Origin of the sequence: Bacillus sp. cl96, assembly GCF_900100505.1 — a bacterium.
In the GTDB taxonomy this organism is placed as follows: domain Bacteria; phylum Bacillota; class Bacilli; order Bacillales; family Bacillaceae_G; genus Bacillus_A; species Bacillus_A cereus.
This window is the reverse complement of sequence record NZ_FNDM01000005.1, coordinates 345,582-364,840: the sequence shown is the minus strand read 5'-3', so window position 1 is coordinate 364,840 and position 19,259 is coordinate 345,582. Positions and strand designations below refer to the sequence as shown.

The window sequence follows — 19,259 nt, the reverse complement described above, 5'->3', positions numbered from 1 at the left end:
AAAATATGGCAGGAACAATATCTGATTATGGTGGCAGACAACAAATATGGAATTTAGGAAATAACATAATAGATACAAAGAAGTTAGTAGATTTAGAGTTACAAGCATTGGAAATGAAAAAATCACCTTATACTACACAAAAACAAACATTAACAAATGAAAAAAACGTGTATGCAAGCATGAAAAAAGAATTTGGAAATCTTGTACAAGTGTTCAAAGATTTATACGCATTTAAAGGTGATGAAAAGAAAACAACTTTATCCAAAGATGGTTTTATGAAAGCACAAGCAGACGCTGCTGCAATTCCTGGAACATACACGATTACAGTAGAACGGGTAGCTGAAAGACATCAAATAACTACAGCTCCACTTACTCCTTCAAAAACTCCTGAAGGTATGGAGCAAAAGTTTAGTTTAGATTTAAAACTTGGAGTAGATGATGTATTTCAGATAAATGGAAAAGAAGTTAAAATCTCAAAAGATATGACGTATAAAGATCTTGTCAATAAGATAAATAATGGGAATTATGGTGCATCAGTATACACATTAGGGGATCAACTATTTTTCACATCGACTACTGCAGGAGAAGCTGGAGAGCTGAAATTAACGGATGGCGCCAATGGTTTTTTACAAAATATAGGGTTAGTTACTTCTGCGAAAAATCCGGATGGAACGAATGTTGTTGCACATCAAGTGACAGGAGCAATAAATGCTGAGTATACAATAAACGGAATAAAAGGAACTAGTAAAACAAATAAGATTGATACAATTCCAGGATTAACCATTAATTTAGAAAAAGAAACTACAGAGCCAATAAAATTAACTATTGAAGATTCTGATATAAAAAATTCAATAGATTTAATAAAAAAAATGAAAGACGAGTATAATAAGGCTGTTAAAAGTTTGGATTTATTTGCTGGAGAAAATGGAGTAATGCAAGGGAGTAATGTGTCATTTGCTATCAATAATGCAATGACAGGTATTTTTAAATTTTCCCAAGATGATAAGTATTTATTTTCTTTTGGAATTCAAATTGATAAAAAAGGCAATATGACTCTTGATGAAGAAAAATTAAAAACAGCTTTTAAAGAGAATCCGGAATCTACGAAACAATTTTTCTTTGGTTTAAATGGTTTAGGTCATGATACAGAGAAAAAGTTAGATGGGATATTTGGAGATGAAGGAATTATTGGGAAACGTTCTAAAAGTATTGAAAAGCAAGTAACTGATTTAGAGAGAAAAATTCAAGATATTGATACAGTTAATAAGGAAAAACAAAAAACAATTATTGATAAATATGCAAAATTAGAAAGTCAGTTAGCATTGCTTGATAGTCAGTTGAAGACAATTCAAGCAATGACAAAAACAAAAAGTGATGACTAATGAAAGCTGAGGAAGTGATTGTATGCAAGCATGGCAACGTTATATGCAAAATGATATTATGACGAGTAATCCAATTAAAAATACAATATTTATTTATGAAAGATGCATCATTGAGTTTCGTAAATTGGAAGAACTTTTAAATACATTCAAACTTCAAGATGGTGATGAACTTCTTGAAAAGTTAGAACGTATATTTGAAGAGTTGAAGCTCCAGTTAAATCCTGATATTACGAAAGATTTATACGATAGTTTATTTGGTTTATATGATTGGATTAGCATTCAAATTCAAACGATGAAAGTCACGCGTGAAGTAAAAGACATTGATGCCATTGTGCAAGTGTTACAAGATTTAATAGATGGATACCGTGGAGCGCTTGAAAATGAACAATGATATTTATCGAACGTTTGTCAGTTGTTTTAATGAAATCGGTGAATTACAAGTGTCAGATGAAGAGTTTGCTGAGAAGAGTGAGATGTTAAATCGCTGGATGATGACACTAGATGAAGAAAGACGTGCACAAGTTGCAGCAGAAGTAAGCCCATTCATTATTAAGGCAGCACAGCACATTCGAGATAAGCAAAAGATTTTGGAAGAAATGATAATGGCAAATGATGGGCGAATGAAGGCTAATTCATTTTACGGTAAATATTAATAATAACGTCTGGAAACAGATTCCCCTTTTAAAAGGGGGTCTATTCCTTCGTTTACATAAAGAACTCCGCTGATTGAGGTTTCATTTTATGACTGTGATGAAAAAATAATAGTAATCTAAATAATAGAAAAATGGACTTTAGTTTATAGTTTATATATTGAAATGTTCTATAGATTACTATGTGTATACAGTTTTTTGCATTCTTTTTTTATATTTTTGTATTTTTCTAAAGACAACAATGAAAAAATGGAATAAAATATGTAAGGGTACATAATAGTAAATATTTTAATAAACGCATATAAGAAAATAAATAATGAAGTGAAACTTCTATCAGTGGATCATTACGTTAGAAAAGGAAGGGTGTGGAATATGCCAGATTTAGTGAGTGATGTAAGCCATTATATGAATTATTTAGTAACGAAACGAAATACTGTTTCCAGTAATATTGCAAATGCGAATACACCTGGCTATAAAGCACAAGATGTAACATTTGCTGAGCAGATGAATAAAAGTAGTGCATTATATAAAAACAATGCGGCTGATTTAAAGAGCAATCCAGATTTATATCAAACGAATGAAATGCACTTGCCGACAGTAAATACGAAAAATACATATGCAAAGATTCAAACAAAATCAATGCAAACGAATAAAGACGGAAATAGTGTGGATGTAACGACAGAAATGCTAGATTTAATGAAAGCAAATCAGTTATACGGTATTTCAATTAACGCAATTAATACACAATATGCAATTAACCAAGCGGCACGCGGACGTTAAAAGTAGAAGGAGAGACAACGAATGTTTCAGGCAATTAATGCAAGTGGCTCAGGGCTAACAACAGCGAGAAAGTGGATGGAAGTTACTTCTAACAATATTGTAAATGCAAATACGACGGCGGCTCCGGGGACAGATTTATATGAGCGTCGTAGTGTGGTGCTAGAATCAAACAATAGTTTTGCAAGTATGCTAGATGGGGCTCCTACTAACGGAGTAAAAATAAAAAGTATTGAAGCAGACAAAACGGAAAATTTAGTGTATGATCCGACGCATCCGCACGCAAATGAAGAAGGATATGTACGTTATCCAAATATTGATGTAACTGCTGAAATGACGAATGTAATGGTTGCTCAAAAAATGTATGAAGCGAATACGAGTGTATTAAATGCGAATAAAAAAATGCTTGATAAAGATTTAGAAATCGGCCGAGGATAAGGGGGAAGATCGTAATATGAAAATTCAACCAATGTTACATACACAACCATTTGGAGCAATTCAGTCAATTGGTGCACCGAAAACTTCTCAAACATCGGTAGCTCCGGAGAAAAAGTTTATTGATTTATTGGAAGATATGAATCAAACGCAAAACAATGCACAAACAGCAGTATATGATTTACTAACTAAAGGGGTAGGAGAAACACATGACGTTTTAATTCAGCAAAAGAAAGCTGAGTCTCAAATGAAAACGGCTGCTCTCGTACGTGATAATCTTATTGAAAATTATAAGTCACTAATTAATATGCAAATTTAGGAAAGTGGACGGGTGTGTTTAAATGGAAAAGATGAAAAATGTTATCCAATCGTTAAAAACGTGGCATAAGTTAGTAATCGGTGCTGCGCTTTTAGCGATTGTAACAGGAGCACTTTTATACTTCACCTTGCCAGATAAATATGTTGTTGTATATCAAAATTTAAATGATGCAGATAAACAAGAGATTACAGCAGAATTATCGAAGTTAGGTGTCGATTACCAATTAGCGGCCGATGGTTCAATTCGTGTGCAAAAGAATGATGCTCCATGGGTTCGAAAAGAAATGAATGGGATGGGCTTACCGTTTAATTCGAAAAGCGGTGAAGAAATTTTATTAGAAAGCTCGCTCGGTTCAAGTGAACAAGATAAAAAAATGAAGCAAATTGTCGGTACGAAGAAGCAATTGGAACAAGATATCGTAAGAAACTTTGCGACAGTTGAAACGGCAAATGTTCAAATTACATTGCCTGAAAAAGAGACAATTTTTGATGAAGAAAAAGCGAAAGGAACAGCGGCGATTACGGTTGGAGTAAAACGTGGACAATTGTTAACAGCTGATCAAGTTGCAGGTATACAGCAAATGATTAGTGCAGCGGTTCCTGGTGTGAAAGCAGAAGAAGTAAGTGTTATTGATAGTAAAAAAGGTGTTATCTCAAAAGGAGCAGATGAAGCACATTCTAGTAGTTCCTCTTCTTATGAGAAAGAAGTAGAGATGCAGCACCAACTTGAAGGTAAATTAAAGCAAGATATTGATGCAACGTTAATGACGATGTTTAAACCGAATGAATATAAAGTGAATACGAAAGTATCTGTAAACTACGATGAAGTTACACGTCAGTCAGAGAAGTATGGTGATAAAGGTGTACTTCGTAGTAAACAAGAGCAAGAAGAAAGCTCTACTGCGCAAGAAGGGGCAGATACGAAGCAAGGTGCTGGTATTACAGCGAACGGTGAAGTGCCAAACTACGGTACGAACAATAATCAAAATGGTAAAGTTGTCTACGATAATAAAAATGGCAACAAAATCGAAAACTATGAAATAGATAAAACAGTTGAAACAATTAAGAAACACCCAGAATTAACGAAAACAAATGTTGTTGTATGGGTAGATAATGATACGTTAGTAAAACGAAGAATTGATATGACTACTTTCAAAGAAGCAATTGGAACAGCGGCAGGACTTCAAGCTGATCCGAACGGTAACTTTATAAATGGTCAAGTTAACGTTGTAACTGTTCAGTTCGATCAGCCGAAAGCTGAAAAAGAGAAAGAGCCAGAAAAAAGTGGTATGAACTGGTGGTTATTCGGTGGAATTACAGCTGGCTTATTAGCAATCGGTGGTCTAGTATGGTTCTTATTAGCAAGACGTAAGAGAAAGAAAGAAGAAGAGGAATATGAAGAATACTTAGCAGAAGATGAAATTGCTGCAAGTAATGAAAGTATCTTGGAAATTCCTGAAGAAAAAATAGTGCCAGAGCCAAAACCTGAACCAGAAGAACCGAAAGAACCAACGTTAGATGAACAAGTGCAGGATGCTACGAAAGAACATGTAGAAGGTACTGCAAAAGTAATTAAAAAATGGTTAAACGGACAGTAAGGGAGGAACAACGATGTTAGATGAAATCTCCTCCAAAGAAAAAGCTGCCATCCTCATTCGTACATTAGACGAAGGGGTGGCAGCAAAAGTCATTGAATATATGACAGCTGAGGAAAAAGAAGTATTACTTCGTGAAATTGCGAAGTTTCGTGTATATAAACCAGAAACGTTAGAGAATGTACTAGGAGAGTTCTTATATGAACTAAATGTAAAAGAATTGAACTTAGTCACTCCAGATAAAGAGTATATTCGTCGTATATTTAAAAACATGCCAGAAGACGAACTGGAAAAATTATTGGAAGACCTTTGGTATAACAAAGATAATCCATTTGAATTCTTAAATTCACTTACAGATTTAGAACCACTTCTTACAGTGCTTAATGATGAGTCACCACAAACAATTGCAATTATCGCTTCTTATATTAAACCGCAACTTGCGTCTCAATTAATTGAGAGATTGCCAGATCATAAGCGAGTAGAAACGGTAATGGGTATTGCGAAACTAGAACAAGTTGATGGTGAATTAATTAATCAAATTGGTGAGTTGTTAAAAACGAAATTAAATAATATGGCATTTAGTGCAATTAATAAAACTGATGGCTTGAAAACAATCGTAAACATTTTAAATAATGTTTCACGAGGTGTTGAAAAAACAGTCTTTCAAAAACTGGATGAAGTCGATTATGAGTTATCTGAGAAAATTAAAGAAAATATGTTTGTCTTTGAAGACTTACTTGGTCTTGAAGATCTTGCGCTTCGCCGTGTATTAGAAGAAATTACAGATAACGGTGTTGTTGCGAAAGCACTTAAAATTGCAAAAGAAGAAATTAAAGAGAAATTATTTACATGTATGTCTTCAAACCGTAAAGAGATGATTCTAGAAGAATTAGATGGCTTAGGACCGCTTAAGATGACGGATGCTGAAAAAGCGCAGCAAACGATCACTGGTACAGTGAAAAAGCTAGAGAAAGAAGGAAGAATTATCGTTCAAAGAGGTGAAGAGGATGTCCTTATTTAAAAACAGAATTCCGAAGAATTCTGTTTCTTTTTCTGAAGAAACGTATGAATTACAATTTCCAAAACCAGCTTCAGTCCAAATAGAAGAGGAAGAATTACAAGCAGATCATGCAGAGCTTCGCGCCCAGCAAGAATCATTACATATGGAAATGAATCAGCTAAGGCAAGAGCAGCAAATGCTAGAACGAGAGCGTCAGCAGTTATTACAAGATAAAGAACAATTTCAAATGCATATTCATGAACAAATGGAACAGATGGAAGCAGCGCGTGTGCAGTTTCAAAAAGAACAACAAGAAATAGCATATGAATGGACAGAGTTATTATGGGATCAATCATTTCATTTAGCAGAAAAAATCGTGAATCAAGCGGTAGATTCACGATTGCTTGATGTGCTACCTATTTTAACTGGCATCGTGCAAACATTGCCAACTTCGTTTGAAAAATTAATCATTACAGTACATCCAGAAACGTTTGAACGTATTCAAGAAGAGAAGGAGAATACGAAAGAATATTGGTTACTACAATTAGTAGAATGGAAATATGATTTCTCCCTGCAGTTTGGTGAATTTGTTCTGGAAGAAGAGAAAGAGTTCTTTGAATTTAAATTTGCACCTATATTTGCGAAACTTCGTCAGAAATGGGAAGAAGAGAAGTTATTTGAGGAGCAAAATGTATGAGCCGCCTGTTAATGAATGAGAACGAAAAATGGAATAAGTTCATTGAAACACCGCTGTATACGAAAGTAGGCAAAGTTCATAGTGTACAAGAACAGTTTTTCGTAGCAAAAGGGCCGAAAGCGAAGATCGGAGATGTTTGCTTCGTTGGAGAACATAACGTCTTATGTGAAGTGATTGCCATTGAAAAAGAAAATAATATGCTACTTCCATTTGAACAGACAGAAAAAGTATGTTATGGAGATTCAGTGACACTAGTTTCAGAAGATGTTGTTGTACCACGTGGTAATCACTTGCTCGGAAAAGTGTTAAGTGCAAATGGTGAAGTGTTAAATGAGGAAGCTGAAAACATTCCATTACAGAAAATAAAACTAGATGCACCGCCTATACATGCATTTGAACGTGAAGAGATTACCGATGTATTTGAAACAGGAATAAAATCAATTGATTCTATGCTAACAATTGGTATCGGTCAAAAGATTGGTATTTTTGCTGGGTCAGGTGTTGGTAAATCTACTTTACTTGGAATGATAGCAAAAAATGCAAAAGCTGATATAAACGTTATTAGTTTAGTAGGAGAACGTGGCCGGGAAGTAAAAGACTTTATTCGAAAAGAGTTAGGCGAGGAAGGTATGCGAAAAAGCGTCGTTGTTGTAGCGACGTCAGATGAAAGTCATCTTATGCAACTTCGTGCAGCGAAACTCGCAACGTCTATTGCTGAATACTTCCGTGATCAAGGTAATAACGTATTACTTATGATGGACTCTGTTACTCGTTTTGCCGATGCACGAAGAAGTGTTGATATTGCTGTTAAAGAGTTACCGATTGGTGGTAAAACACTGTTAATGGAAAGTTATATGAAGAAGTTGTTAGAGCGTTCCGGAAAAACACAAAAGGGATCTATAACAGGTATTTATACGGTACTTGTTGATGGGGACGATTTAAATGGTCCTGTACCAGATTTAGCACGTGGTATTTTAGATGGACATATTGTATTAAAGCGTGAGCTTGCAACGCTTAGTCATTATCCTGCGATTTCAGTATTAGATTCAGTAAGTAGGATTATGGAAGAAATCGTTTCACCACATCATTGGCAACTTGCAAATGAAATGAGAAAGATTTTATCAATTTATAAAGAAAATGAATTGTATTTTAAGTTAGGAACGATTCAAGAAAATGAAGAAAATGCTTATATTTTTGAATGTAAAAATAAAGTAGAAGGCATAAATACATTTTTAAAGCAAGGCCGATCGGATAGTTTCCCATTTGATGATATCGTTGAAGCGATACACCATATAGTATAAGGCCTCTGCCCAAGAGGTCTTATTTTTTTGTTTTTTAATATTTCACAGATTTTTTTGGAAAAAAACTATATAATAGAAAAAGAGAACGTTATAATAGGAAGGGGCTATGAAAACAGGTGGATAAACAGCAGTACGACACAATAAAATTGCAAATAAATCAAGAAAAAGAACATATTTTAAAAGAAGTGTATGAATTAACAGCTGAAAAAAGAAAAATAGAACAAAAAAAAGAATATGATTTATATGTTGTGAAATCGCGTAGTAAAGTCGTACAAACTGGGCAACGTATTATGGCTGGTATGCTTTCTTCACATACGTTTTCACCTGAAAGAATTGAAGAATGGAATCGGAAAATTAAAAAAACGGAAGGTTTTATTCAAAAAAATGAAAGTCTTTTAGAGCAAGTAAAAGAAAAAGAACGTGTCATTGATGAGATGTATCAAGAAGATTGCAAAAAGCTTGCGAAAGCACAAGAAAAGCTGGAAGAAAAAATGCTTCTGGATTTAAAAATGTGTATGAATGGATGAGGTGAATGTAGTGATACAGTCTGTATTACCGGTGCAACAAAGTTTACCTCCGCAAAAAGAAAAAGGGCTAGAAGTACAATCGAAAAATGAAGATTCTTCATTTGATCGTACGATGAGAATCGAAAATAAAAAGCAGCCGAAAACGGAGAAAACGAAACGAGAAGAAGCACCAAAAGAAGAGAAAAAAGAATATAACCTTTCTAAAACATCGGTAACGAAAGAAGAACCAATTGTAAAGAAAGAAGAAAAAAAAGAGACAGAACAGTTGTTATTAGCTGTATCTGAGCAAATGGTTGCAATTGAGCAATTACATGTGCAGCCGGAATTGTTATATCAATACATACAAAAAATACAAGAGCTATATAAAGAATATGGCAATATTAAACTTAATGAATTACCTGCAGCTGAATTACAACAATTACAAGAACTTCTTTCAAATATGAATATCAAAAATGCTATATGTTTAGAAGATACAATGCAAATGGTATTAGACAAAATGAAGATGCCAGAGCAAACGATGCAAGCATTGAAGGTTGTAGAAACAGAAACTTGTAATATTGCAAAGAAACAAGAAGAGTCTAAAGAGGTAGATCTTCCGAAACTTGAGAGCGATGATGCAAAGGTAGAGTTGCCAGAAGTTGATGCATTAAACGATTCGAGCTCTGCAGGTGCAGAATTATTAAATAAAACGACGAGTACCGAACAAATAGGGAAATCAAATAGTGGTGCTGAGAAAGTTTCATTACCTGACTTAGGAAAGAAAATGGAAGCGCAAGTAGAAGCGCTGCAAAAATTTGTAGTGAAACAAGAACGTGTTTTATTCCAGTTAAATCCAGAAAAACTTGGTACATTAACAGTGTTTATGAAAAAACACGGAGATCAAATTGACGTTCACGTAGAAATGGAAAAACACGATGCGAAAAAACGTGTTGAAATCATTTTTGATGAATTGAGATTAAAGTTAAAAGAAAAAGAAATCAATATTCAAATTAGCTATTCAGATAAAGATGAAAATCGTAAAGAACAGCGAGAACAAGAGCAAAGGCAAAAACAGAAATTAGCAAATACAAATCATGAAAAACAACAATCAACAGAATTTGCGGGATTATTGGAGGAATAACGCGTGCCAACAGTTGGATTAAATACAACGAGTACAAATCATATTCCGTTACAAGCAGGAGCGCAAACAAAAAACGCATCTGTAAATGGTGTGCAATCGCCAGTTCAACAAACAAACGGAGTATCAGCAAGTAATCAAAAAACACCCGGTATTATGGATAAAGATGATTTCCTGAAACTTTTTTTAGCGAGCTTTCAACATCAAGACCCGTTTAATGCGATGGATATGAACCAAATGATGAATCAAACGGCTCAACTATCGCTTATGGAGCAAGTACAAAATATGACGAAAGCAGTAGATAAACTACAATCAACGATGTATACGACAGCTCTTGATGGTGGGATGAAATTTTTAGGAAAGTATGTTAGAGGTATAAACAATAAGGGGGAGCAAGTGACTGGTCAAGTGGAAACAGTTCGACTTGCCGAAAATAACGATGTACAACTTATTGTTGATAATCAAGTTGTCTCACTTCGTTTTGTAGAAAGGGTTTCAGATAAACCGATAGCAGAAACAAATCCAGAAGATGAGAAGAAAGATGATATAGAGAAAAATGAAGAGGTTAAGCAAAATTAATAAAAGGAGTGTGTATAGGTTATGATTAAAGCGTTATATACGAGTATTACAGGGATGAATGCGGCACAAAATGCATTAAGTGTTACTTCAAATAATATTGCAAATGCACAAACAGTTGGATATAAAAAGCAAAAAGCTATTTTTGATGATCTGCTATATAATAATACGGTTGGTTCACGTGGGGATGGTGCTTATGCTGGTACGAATCCAAAGAGTATCGGTAACGGTGTAAAGTTTAGTGGGACATCTACAGATTTTAGTGATGGTTCTATTACTTTAACTAGTGATAAGATGGAGACAGCAATAGAGGGAAATGGTTTATTTTTAGTTGGCGATCGTAATAGCGGAAATGTAGAGTATACGAGAAAAGGGTCTTTCAGTGTATCGAAAGATAACTATGTTACAAATACAAGTGGTCAGTATGTGCTAGGGTATGGTGTGAAAACAGGAACTCAAGAAATAGATTTTTCTTCACGACCAAGTCCAATTCATATTCCAATGGGATCAGCTGTTGGTGGGATTCAAACAGATAAAGCAACAATAGGTGGAAACCTTCCTAGAAATCAAAATGCATTATCTCACGAATTCACAGTTTTTGATGAGGAAGGGAACTCGTTAACGTTACGTGTAAATATTAAACAAAAGACTACAAAAGAGACTGTAGATGGTAAAGAAGTTGAAAAGCCTGTGCCAGGTGAATATACGTATACAGTTTCTGTAAGAAATGATTCTAAAAACGAAAAAGAGTTTAAGCCGGTTGAAGGCATGACGGGCGAAAAAAATCTTAAATTTGATACATTAGGAAATCTAAAGGAGACAGATGAAGCTGTACAAAAAAATCCAGTAACTGGTGAAATTACTAAAGGTGGAACGGTTAAAATTCCTTTTGGTAAGGGACTGACACTGGACTTAAGTGGTTTAACAAATTATCCAACAGGGAAAACTATTTCTACAACAGAAGTAACGGGGCGTCCAGCTGCAATTGCAAATGACTATTCAATTTCTGACGGTGGTTTCGTTATGATGAGATATTCGGATGGTAGTATGAAGGTTGTAGGACAACTAGCTGTAGCTACATTCCCTAATTCAGGTGGATTAATGAAAACTGGGAATGGCAATTACATTGCCACACCATCAGCAGGGATTCCAGGGATAGGTGTTGCTGGTGAGAATGGTGCAGGTAATGTAAGAGGTTCAGCAAAAGAAAGTTCAAACGTAGATTTATCTGTAGAATTCGTTGACTTAATGTTATATCAACGTGGATTCCAAGGAAATGCGAAAGTAATTAAAGTGTCAGATGAAGTATTAAATGAAGTTGTAAACTTAATTCGATAATGTATTATAAAGAAAGATCGTAATGTAGTAGAAAGGGTTTTTATTCGTATGACAAGACAAGAACGAATTTTACAATTGCCATTTTTCGAGAATAAACGTGAACTTGCTGAGCAAGTGCTAAAAATGGAACGAGAAGAGCATGTATATTTACCAGATCAATTTGAAATTAAGCAAGTGCCCCCGTATTCATTTGCTGAAAAGGAAGCGATTATTGGTCGTATTCATGAGTTTTATTTCGTCAGTATTGGCAGTGATGGCGCATGGAAGTATCAACTGTTTAAGGACGAGATGAAGTGCCGTGAGTTTTTTGTTACATTATCAGGCATTACGGATCAGCAAATTGCGTTTTGGTTCAACAATATCGAGTTGCTTAAAGGCGCTTAAAAGTGTTTTTAGTCTTAGGTGGCTCGGAGCTGTAAGAAGAGAACTATAGAAATGTACTGGAATGGTTGAACAATAATCTCTTTATAGCAAGTCAGTACTTTTTATAGTCTGTGAGTTGTGACAATAGGTCAATGAAATGAGAGTATGCTAGTTTCATTTCATATGTTTGTGACGATAGATTTTTATAAAAGGAGAGGTGAAGAGGATGGCGCAAAATAAGTATCGCGTTACATTCATTTCGCCGAGTGAGGTTGAGCAGCGGACTGTAATGGCGGCGAATAGTTTGCCAGATTTAATTCGTAAAGTAGAAAGTATTATTGCAGATCCAAACGGTTATTTTGTAAACGATAAAAAAAATAATTGCTATTTTAAAGTGATTAAAGAAAATGTTACGTTTATTCAATATGAGTTACTGTTTTCGGATAAGGAAATTCATATTGAAAAATTAAAACATATAGCACCAGTGGTATTAAAACGATTATTTGAAAAAATAAATGACCCGGAACTATATGCACTCGCGCTACTTGATGTTGATATAGCAACGAAAGAATATGTGCTAGCAGAAATGAATTCTGAGCTGAGAATAAGAGTAGAGACGGAGCTTTCGAAAAAATGGGAAGCAATGCCGACAGAAATTGTAGGGGCGCAAGAAGTGTTATTAGAAGCACTTGCTTCTTTTATACAAGATTAATTGTTTTTTAATAAAATGAATCGATCGACTATCTATATTTTTTATATAGGTAGTTGACTTTTTCTCTTTTATAAAGCTTAATAATTAGATATACGGAATTAATGGAAGGGGAGCGACACCTTTATGTCACAAGCACAAAGTATTTTATTAGAAAGCGGAACAAATGAATTAGAGATTGTTACGTACACTGTTGGTGAAAACCTATTTAGTATTAATGTAATGAAAGTACGTGAAATCATTAATCCATTCCCTGTTACAACTGTGCCAGAATCTCATCATGCAGTTGAAGGTGTTGTTCAAGTACGTGGTGAAATTTTACCTGTTATTAACTTGGCAATGGCTCTTAATTTAAAGTCAACAAAGCCACTTGATCAAACGAAATTTATCATCTCAGAATTAAACCAAATGAAAGTTATTTTTCGCGTTGATGAAGTGCATCGTATTCAACGTATTTCGTGGGAACAAATTGATGAACCAGCTTCATTATCTATGGGACTAGAAGAAACGACATCTGGTATTGTAAAACTAGATGGAAAAATCATCTTACTATTAGATTATGAAAAAATTGTATGTGAAATTAGCGGCACTGGTTATGACAATAAATCAATTGCAGGATTAGAACAAAAAACAGATCGAGCTGAAAAAGTAATTTATATTGCAGAAGATTCAGCGATGCTTCGCCAAATATTAGAAGAAACATTATCATCAGCTGGATATACGAAAATGAACTTCTTCAGCAATGGTGCAGAAGCGTTAGCGCAAATTGAAAAATTAGCGAAAGAGCAAGGCGAAAAAATGTTTGAACATATTCACTTGCTAATTACGGATATTGAAATGCCAAAAATGGATGGACATCATTTAACGAAAGTGGTTAAGGATAGTGAAGTAATGAATCGTTTACCAGTCATTATTTTCTCTTCATTAATTACAAATGAATTATTCCATAAAGGTGAAGCTGTAGGAGCAAATGCTCAAGTAAGTAAGCCAGATATTCAAGAGCTAATTGGTTTAGTTGATAAGTTAGTGTTGTAAGAAAAGTACTTTTTTAGCTGGAATAGAGGAACTAGCTATGTGTGGCAACGGTCAGTGCCTAATAGAGACCCATGCGATGTAAGACCAGAGATATGGAGTGTTTTTTAGGTAAATGGGAAGAGAGAGCCGCCGAGATAGCTTTAGAAGAAGTGAGACTTCGATTGAGGATTTGAAGAATGGGTTTATAACTCTATTCTGTTAGAGAGAGGAAGGAATTAGCCATGTGTAGCATTGGCTAGTTCCTTTTTAGTATTCTATACTTTAAGCTGGCAGAAAAATAAAAGGTTTCTGAGGTGTTTGTCGCTGAATGTAAGTATAATCTTCATTTGAAGATTTTTGATTTGAAAATATAAGAGAACGTATTTTTTGGATTATTTTAGTAATATTTTCGTGGTAACGCAAATTTTTTCGGTGAAAAAACATTTGAAATACCATATAATATAATTAAATGTAATTAATATGCAATTTTACATATTAATTAAAAAATATTTTCCAAATTTTTATACTTTCTATACATTTTTGTATGTTTATTATTTGACAGATAATTTCGAACTGTTATAATATGGATATGTAAAAATTGCTATTTTCTTAAAAGACATGGGAGTCAGATGAGAATTGTGAAAGGATGAGGGGGAGTGGCACAGATTATGTATCACCACACAGCAATTAATGTATTAGGTCTTTTACAAAACATGTCAAATAATAAAATGAACGATATGCAACTAGAGGTGGAATTTAAAAAAATAGAAAAAGAATTCCAAGTAAAGTATGAAGAATTAGTTGATTTACATAATAGAATGGTATTATTCCAAATAGATATAGAAAAAAATGGCGGGATGCGAGCATATGAAAAATCAACAATTACATGGCTGAAGTCTGAACTAGAGCTACTGTATGAAGTGTATCAATTTTGTCAGCGTCACGGTTTAAACATTTTAAATATTTCAAAATACGTAAGTAAAAATGAACTAAATCTTTTTCCTAAAACGGAAAGTCAATTGCAAAATACGTATTATAAATTGAAAAAACGTGAAATACCGTTTGAAAATATTGAAAAACAAAAACCGGGACGAAAGCGAAAATATATACCAGTAAAAGAGACAATCGTTGCAAGAAAACAAGAAAACGAGTACGAATTAAAAGAAGAAATCCAGCATAAAGAGGATGAAAAAAATCTTGTAACAGTTATATCTGGTATCGTTGATAACTTTGAAACAATTAATCAGTGTAGTGAAAGGAAAGAAGACGAACTACATCAGTTTATGGAAGGTATTTATAAGCTTTCTAGCATGGCGGCAGGGCGTTCTAGAGAAGCAGAGAATACACGTAGCTTAGAAGATGAATTGCAGTCGTTACAACTAGAAAATGAAAGGCTAAAACGAGAGAAAGAAGATCTTGTACAAGATATTAAAGGTATGACGCAGCTTTTAATTCATTTCATTACAAGTTCTGATATTGATCAAATACGTAAATTACCAACTTTCGTACAAGATTGTAAAATGGAATTACATAAACTAGGGCTATATAATGCACAGGACGGTAAAATGAAAATTATGGTTGATCGTAGCGGACAAGTTATGACCGTAACACAGTAATAAAATTTGGGTACAAAATAAAAGGGAGATACATAGTTTATATGTATTTCCCTTTTATTTTGTATAGAATCGTTCCAAAGAAGGAAGATGAATTTTTACGAGTGTAGTAGTTTAGAAACCATTTGCGGAATTTGATTTGCTTGTGAAACCATACTAAGTGCAACTTCAGTCAACAATCTGAACTTTAAAAAATCACTTATCTCCTGCGCCATATCCGCATCTTCAACTTGAGATACAGCATCTGTTAACGCCATACTTTGGCTATTTAAATTTTCAATATTGAACTGTAAACGATTTATTATAGAGCCAAGGTCGGCACGGTGAAGTGATACATTTTGTAAAGCCTCTTCAATTTTAAGAATCGCCGCGCTTGCTTCTTGTTCTGTTGAAATCTTGATGTTATGTTGTGTAGGGGAAGGGGGAATATGTTTCGTCATATGTACCGTATGACTGATATCGTCTAATGTAATAGGGCGGTTTTGACCGTCAAATACGGATAAATCATTAAATTCAGTTGTCTCGCTAATATAGCCAATTTGTTCTGTTAAAGATTGAAACTCTGTATTCAGTGAATCACGGTTTTTATTTGAATTCGTACCGTTCGTAGATTGAACGGCTAAATCACGCATACGCTGCAAAATATTCGTCACAGTTTGAAGGGCAGCTTCTGCCGTGCGAAGCATTGATATCGCATCCTCATCATTACGAATCGCCACGCGCATACCACTTGCTCTCGCATGCATTCGAGTCACAATTGCAATATTAGCGGGATTATCAGAAGCATGGTTTAACTTCTTACCAGTCGCCAAATGCTCCATTGACACATTCATACGTTTCTCATTCTCATACAACGACTGCCTAGCATTCATACTTAAAACATTCGTACCAATACGCATAATAGACACTCCTTATAGATTGATATAGTCAGTGTTCTAAAGTTAATAAACGGTTATGAAGTGAAAAAGAGATTTATGCTCACTTTATCTTTTTGTTTTCATACACGGAACGAGAATAAAATAGGTCCTGACCGCTACTAAATATGGCTAGAGCTTCTCTTTAAGCTAAAAAAATCTTTCAATCTATCTATATAGAAAAAATAAACCTCTCTGCAAGCAGGGAGGTTTATTCAGGAAACTAACACAAATGGCTTATTGTAATAATTTAGAAACCATTTGTGGAGTTTGGTTAGCTTGAGAAAGCATGCTGATTCCAGCTTCGTTCAAGATTTTGAACTTAGTCATTTCAGACATTTCTTTCGCCATGTCAGCGTCTTCGATTTGAGAAGCAGAAGCGGCCATATTAGTAGCTTGGCTGTTTACATTGTTTAAATTATGATCTAAACGGTTTAACTGAGAACCAAACGTTGCGCGCATGTCAGCTACTTTTTGGATAGCTGCATCTAGTTGTACAATGGCACCAGCAGCATCGTTATCTGCAGCTGGTGCTGGTGGTGCTGGTGGTGCTGGTATTACAGGTGCTGGTGGTGCTCCAATAGTTTTTGTAAGGCCAAGTCCTGTAGCACCTGTTGTCGCATCAACAGCCGTAATTGTAAGATTATCGCTAGCTACATCAGAAAGCTGAATGCTAATATTTTTATCTGTTCCAGCCGCAGCTAATAAGCTTTTTCCATTAAAGTTTGTTTTTCCAGCGATATGATTAATTTCCTCCTGCAATTCTTTAAATTCCAGGTTTAGAGAATCTTTATCTTTGCCGTCATTTGTACCATTAGCAGATTGGGTAGCAAGGTCACGCATACGAAGTAAGATGTTAGAAATAGAATTCAAAGCAGAGTCAGTTGTACGTAAAGCAGACATAGCGTCTTGCGTATTACGTGCTCCAACGTTTAATCCGCCTTCTTTCGCACGCATACGAGTAGCGATAGCTAAACCAGCCGCATCATCAGCAGCACTGTTAATAGATTTACCGCTAGATAAACGGTTCATAGAAGTGTTCATTTTGTCTTGATTTTGGCGCATGTATTCTTGTGTACGCATGCTATTAATGTTTGTATTAATTCTCATGTTAAGAACCTCCAGTAGTTTTTAGTTATATAAAATAACCCTCTGTATTACAGAGAGTTATTTTTATTGTAAGTCATTAAACAAATTATTGTAATAATTTAGAAACCATTTGAGGAGTTTGGTTAGCTTGAGAAAGCATGCTGATTCCAGCTTCGTTCAAGATTTTAAACTTCGTCATGTTAGACATTTCTTTTGCCATATCCGCATCTTCAATTTGCGAAGCGGAAGCGGCCATATTAGTAGCTTGGCTGTTTACGTTGTTTAAGTTGTGATCTAAACGGTTTAATTGAGAGCCGAATGTCGCACGCATGTCAGCAACGGATTGGATAGCTTTGTCAAGTTCCTTAATTGATTCCGCAGCATCTCCACCTTTTCCTGTAGATGCAATAGTTTTCGTAAGATTGAGTCCATCGGCTCCTGTTGTTGCATCTACAGATGCAATTGTAAGTTTATCGCCAGATATATCGGAAAGCTGGATATCAATATCAGTTCCTTTTGCAGCTAATAAACTCTTTCCATTAAAGTTTGTTTTTCCAGCGATATGATCAATTTCCCCCTGTAATTCTTTAAATTCTAAGTTCAGGGAATCTTGATCTTTACCGTCATTTGTACCATTAGCAGATTGAGTAGCAAGATCACGCATGCGAAGTAAAATGTTAGAAATAGAGTTTAAAGCAGAGTCAGTTGTACGTAAAGCAGACATAGCGTCTTGCGTATTACGTGCTCCAACATTTAATCCGCCTTCTTTCGCACGCATACGAGTAGCGATAGCTAAACCAGCTGCATCATCAGCAGCACTGTTAATAGATTTACCGCTAGATAAACGGTTCATAGAAGTGTTCATTTTGTCTTGATTTTGGCGCATGTACTCTTGCGTACGCATGCTATTAATGTTTGTATTAATTCTCATGTTAAGAGCCTCCAGTAGTTTTTATTTTATATCATCAAATGAATTTTATTGTAGTAATTTAGAAACCATTTGAGGAGTTTGGTTAGCTTGAGAAAGCATGCTAATACCAGCTTCGTTCAAGATTTTAAACTTCGTCATGTTAGACATTTCTTTTGCCATATCTGCATCTTCAATTTGAGAAGCTGCTGCCGCCATATTAGTAGATTGGCTGTTTACGTTGTTTAAGTTATGGTCTAAGCGATTTAATTGAGAGCCAAAGGTAGCTCTATTATCAGCAACTGTTTGAATAGCTGCGTCAAGAGCCGTAATAGAGTCAGATGCGTTTTTGGTGCTTTTAACATCTCCAGTAATTTTAAGCGTAGCAGCTGTTGCATCAATTGCTGTAATTGTAAGTTTATCACCAGATACATCGGAAAGCTGAACGTCAATATTGTTTGCAGCGGCAACTCCAGCTAATAAAGTTTTCCCATTAAAGTTTGTTTTTTCAGCAATATGAGTAATTTCACCTTTTAACTCTTGAAATTCTAGATCCAACGAATCTTGGTCTTTTGTATCATTTGTACCGTTTGCAGATTGAGTTGCAATATCACGCATACGAAGTAAGATGTTAGAAATAGAATTCAAAGCAGAGTCAGTTGTACGTAAAGCAGACATAGCGTCTTGCGTGTTACGTGCTCCGACGTTTAATCCGCCTTCTTTTGCACGCATACGAGTAGCGATAGCTAAACCAGCCGCATCGTCAGCTGCACTGTTAATAGATTTACCGCTAGATAAACGATTCATCGCAGTATTCATTTTGTCTTGGTTTTGTCGCATGTACTCTTGCGTACGCATGCTGTTAATGTTTGTATTAATTCTCATGTTAAGAAACCCCCATTTTTTTATATTGATTTTTCTGTTAATTGTTAAACGT

Annotated in this window: 22 protein-coding genes; 18 read left to right on the top strand and 4 right to left on the bottom strand. The window is 34.9% G+C overall.

What is annotated here, in order from left to right; translation table 11 throughout:
- Positions 1-5 precede the first annotated feature (5 nt).
- From BLT20_RS14445 to BLT20_RS14360, 18 genes are all read left to right on the top strand, one after another.
- Positions 6-1,382: a flagellar hook-associated protein 2 gene (locus BLT20_RS14445; RefSeq protein ID WP_000929220.1), complete on the top strand. Its 1,377-nt coding sequence runs from the start codon at positions 6-8 to the stop codon at positions 1,380-1,382.
- 22 nt (positions 1,383-1,404) lie between these two features.
- The gene (fliS, locus tag BLT20_RS14440) at positions 1,405-1,773 is read left to right on the top strand and encodes a flagellar export chaperone FliS (RefSeq protein WP_001149504.1); all 369 of its coding nucleotides are present in this window, start codon (positions 1,405-1,407) and stop codon (positions 1,771-1,773) included.
- Complete coding sequence (locus BLT20_RS14435) at positions 1,763-2,035, top strand: hypothetical protein (RefSeq protein WP_001058084.1); 273 nt, start codon at positions 1,763-1,765, stop codon at positions 2,033-2,035. The genes fliS and BLT20_RS14435 overlap by 11 nt, the downstream gene beginning before the upstream one ends.
- 318 nt (positions 2,036-2,353) lie before the next feature.
- Complete coding sequence (gene flgB, locus BLT20_RS14430; protein ID WP_370445031.1) at positions 2,354-2,812, top strand: flagellar basal body rod protein FlgB; 459 nt, start codon at positions 2,354-2,356, stop codon at positions 2,810-2,812.
- 21 nt (positions 2,813-2,833) lie between these two features.
- A complete protein-coding gene (gene flgC, locus BLT20_RS14425; protein ID WP_000484685.1) occupies positions 2,834-3,247 on the top strand; it encodes a flagellar basal body rod protein FlgC in 414 nt (137 codons plus the stop codon).
- 16 nt (positions 3,248-3,263) lie between these two features.
- A complete protein-coding gene (fliE, locus tag BLT20_RS14420; protein ID WP_000701670.1) occupies positions 3,264-3,563 on the top strand; it encodes a flagellar hook-basal body complex protein FliE in 300 nt (99 codons plus the stop codon).
- 22 nt (positions 3,564-3,585) lie between these two features.
- Positions 3,586-5,160 (top strand): flagellar M-ring protein FliF C-terminal domain-containing protein, encoded by a 1,575-nt coding sequence (locus tag BLT20_RS14415; protein ID WP_000413931.1) that lies wholly within the window; start codon positions 3,586-3,588, stop codon positions 5,158-5,160.
- Positions 5,161-5,173: 13 nt separating this feature from the next.
- Positions 5,174-6,178 (top strand): flagellar motor switch protein FliG, encoded by a 1,005-nt coding sequence (gene fliG, locus BLT20_RS14410; RefSeq protein ID WP_073340054.1) that lies wholly within the window; start codon positions 5,174-5,176, stop codon positions 6,176-6,178.
- On the top strand, positions 6,165-6,854 hold the full coding sequence (locus BLT20_RS14405) for a FliH/SctL family protein (protein WP_000051695.1): 690 nt from the start codon (positions 6,165-6,167) through the stop codon (positions 6,852-6,854). Before fliG ends, BLT20_RS14405 begins: the two co-directional genes overlap by 14 nt.
- Positions 6,851-8,155, top strand: a complete 1,305-nt coding sequence (locus tag BLT20_RS14400; RefSeq protein WP_000088690.1) for a flagellar protein export ATPase FliI — start codon at positions 6,851-6,853, stop codon at positions 8,153-8,155. Before BLT20_RS14405 ends, BLT20_RS14400 begins: the two co-directional genes overlap by 4 nt.
- A 116-nt stretch (positions 8,156-8,271) precedes the next feature.
- Entirely contained in the window at positions 8,272-8,682 is a 411-nt protein-coding gene (locus BLT20_RS14395) for a hypothetical protein (protein ID WP_000360855.1), read from the top strand.
- A 10-nt stretch (positions 8,683-8,692) separates the two neighbouring features.
- Positions 8,693-9,802: a flagellar hook-length control protein FliK gene (locus tag BLT20_RS14390; protein WP_002025582.1), complete on the top strand. Its 1,110-nt coding sequence runs from the start codon at positions 8,693-8,695 to the stop codon at positions 9,800-9,802.
- Between the two features lie 3 nt (positions 9,803-9,805).
- Positions 9,806-10,378 carry a flagellar hook assembly protein FlgD gene (locus BLT20_RS14385; protein ID WP_001143477.1) on the top strand — a complete coding sequence of 191 codons (573 nt, stop codon included), beginning with the start codon at positions 9,806-9,808 and terminating at the stop codon, positions 10,376-10,378.
- A 21-nt stretch (positions 10,379-10,399) separates the two neighbouring features.
- On the top strand, positions 10,400-11,713 hold the full coding sequence (flgE, locus tag BLT20_RS14380; protein ID WP_000588311.1) for a flagellar hook protein FlgE: 1,314 nt from the start codon (positions 10,400-10,402) through the stop codon (positions 11,711-11,713).
- A 48-nt stretch (positions 11,714-11,761) separates the two neighbouring features.
- Positions 11,762-12,097, top strand: a complete 336-nt coding sequence (locus tag BLT20_RS14375; RefSeq protein WP_000198175.1) for a DUF3964 family protein — start codon at positions 11,762-11,764, stop codon at positions 12,095-12,097.
- A gap of 205 nt (positions 12,098-12,302) precedes the next feature.
- Positions 12,303-12,788 carry a hypothetical protein gene (locus BLT20_RS14370; RefSeq protein WP_000068301.1) on the top strand — a complete coding sequence of 162 codons (486 nt, stop codon included), beginning with the start codon at positions 12,303-12,305 and terminating at the stop codon, positions 12,786-12,788.
- A 123-nt stretch (positions 12,789-12,911) separates the two neighbouring features.
- Positions 12,912-13,820 carry a chemotaxis protein gene (locus BLT20_RS14365; protein WP_000075943.1) on the top strand — a complete coding sequence of 303 codons (909 nt, stop codon included), beginning with the start codon at positions 12,912-12,914 and terminating at the stop codon, positions 13,818-13,820.
- A gap of 647 nt (positions 13,821-14,467) precedes the next feature.
- Positions 14,468-15,415 (top strand): DNA-binding domain-containing protein, encoded by a 948-nt coding sequence (locus tag BLT20_RS14360; protein WP_000274686.1) that lies wholly within the window; start codon positions 14,468-14,470, stop codon positions 15,413-15,415.
- A 95-nt stretch (positions 15,416-15,510) separates the two neighbouring features.
- Here the strand turns inward: BLT20_RS14360 and BLT20_RS14355 are convergent, their stop codons facing one another.
- The 4 genes from BLT20_RS14355 to BLT20_RS14340 form a co-directional block, all read right to left on the bottom strand.
- Positions 15,511-16,311, bottom strand: a complete 801-nt coding sequence (locus BLT20_RS14355) for a flagellin N-terminal helical domain-containing protein (protein WP_001219720.1) — start codon at positions 16,309-16,311, stop codon at positions 15,511-15,513.
- A gap of 252 nt (positions 16,312-16,563) precedes the next feature.
- Positions 16,564-17,436, bottom strand: a complete 873-nt coding sequence (locus BLT20_RS14350) for a flagellin N-terminal helical domain-containing protein (RefSeq protein ID WP_001222383.1) — start codon at positions 17,434-17,436, stop codon at positions 16,564-16,566.
- 85 nt (positions 17,437-17,521) lie between these two features.
- A complete protein-coding gene (locus BLT20_RS14345; RefSeq protein ID WP_061685130.1) occupies positions 17,522-18,346 on the bottom strand; it encodes a flagellin N-terminal helical domain-containing protein in 825 nt (274 codons plus the stop codon).
- A 45-nt stretch (positions 18,347-18,391) separates the two neighbouring features.
- On the bottom strand, positions 18,392-19,207 hold the full coding sequence (locus BLT20_RS14340; protein WP_050843170.1) for a flagellin N-terminal helical domain-containing protein: 816 nt from the start codon (positions 19,205-19,207) through the stop codon (positions 18,392-18,394).
- Positions 19,208-19,259: the final 52 nt, after the last annotated feature.

Excerpts from the sequence above, each read along its gene's own strand:
- BLT20_RS14445 (WP_000929220.1), top strand. The coding sequence starts at position 6 with ATGGCAGGAACAATATCTGATTATGGTGGCAGACAACAAATATGGAAT.
- fliS (WP_001149504.1), top strand. The coding sequence starts at position 1,405 with ATGCAAGCATGGCAACGTTATATGCAAAATGATATTATGACGAGTAAT.
- BLT20_RS14435 (WP_001058084.1), top strand. The coding sequence starts at position 1,763 with ATGAACAATGATATTTATCGAACGTTTGTCAGTTGTTTTAATGAAATC.
- flgC (WP_000484685.1), top strand. The coding sequence starts at position 2,834 with ATGTTTCAGGCAATTAATGCAAGTGGCTCAGGGCTAACAACAGCGAGA.
- fliE (WP_000701670.1), top strand. The coding sequence starts at position 3,264 with ATGAAAATTCAACCAATGTTACATACACAACCATTTGGAGCAATTCAG.
- BLT20_RS14415 (WP_000413931.1), top strand. The coding sequence starts at position 3,586 with ATGGAAAAGATGAAAAATGTTATCCAATCGTTAAAAACGTGGCATAAG.
- fliG (WP_073340054.1), top strand. The coding sequence starts at position 5,174 with ATGTTAGATGAAATCTCCTCCAAAGAAAAAGCTGCCATCCTCATTCGT.
- BLT20_RS14405 (WP_000051695.1), top strand. The coding sequence starts at position 6,165 with ATGTCCTTATTTAAAAACAGAATTCCGAAGAATTCTGTTTCTTTTTCT.
- BLT20_RS14400 (WP_000088690.1), top strand. The coding sequence starts at position 6,851 with ATGAGCCGCCTGTTAATGAATGAGAACGAAAAATGGAATAAGTTCATT.
- flgE (WP_000588311.1), top strand. The coding sequence starts at position 10,400 with ATGATTAAAGCGTTATATACGAGTATTACAGGGATGAATGCGGCACAA.
- BLT20_RS14375 (WP_000198175.1), top strand. The coding sequence starts at position 11,762 with ATGACAAGACAAGAACGAATTTTACAATTGCCATTTTTCGAGAATAAA.
- BLT20_RS14370 (WP_000068301.1), top strand. The coding sequence starts at position 12,303 with ATGGCGCAAAATAAGTATCGCGTTACATTCATTTCGCCGAGTGAGGTT.
- BLT20_RS14365 (WP_000075943.1), top strand. The coding sequence starts at position 12,912 with ATGTCACAAGCACAAAGTATTTTATTAGAAAGCGGAACAAATGAATTA.
- BLT20_RS14360 (WP_000274686.1), top strand. The coding sequence starts at position 14,468 with ATGTATCACCACACAGCAATTAATGTATTAGGTCTTTTACAAAACATG.
- BLT20_RS14355 (WP_001219720.1), bottom strand. The coding sequence starts at position 16,311 with ATGCGTATTGGTACGAATGTTTTAAGTATGAATGCTAGGCAGTCGTTG.
- BLT20_RS14350 (WP_001222383.1), bottom strand. The coding sequence starts at position 17,436 with ATGAGAATTAATACAAACATTAATAGCATGCGTACACAAGAATACATG.
- BLT20_RS14345 (WP_061685130.1), bottom strand. The coding sequence starts at position 18,346 with ATGAGAATTAATACAAACATTAATAGCATGCGTACGCAAGAGTACATG.
- BLT20_RS14340 (WP_050843170.1), bottom strand. The coding sequence starts at position 19,207 with ATGAGAATTAATACAAACATTAACAGCATGCGTACGCAAGAGTACATG.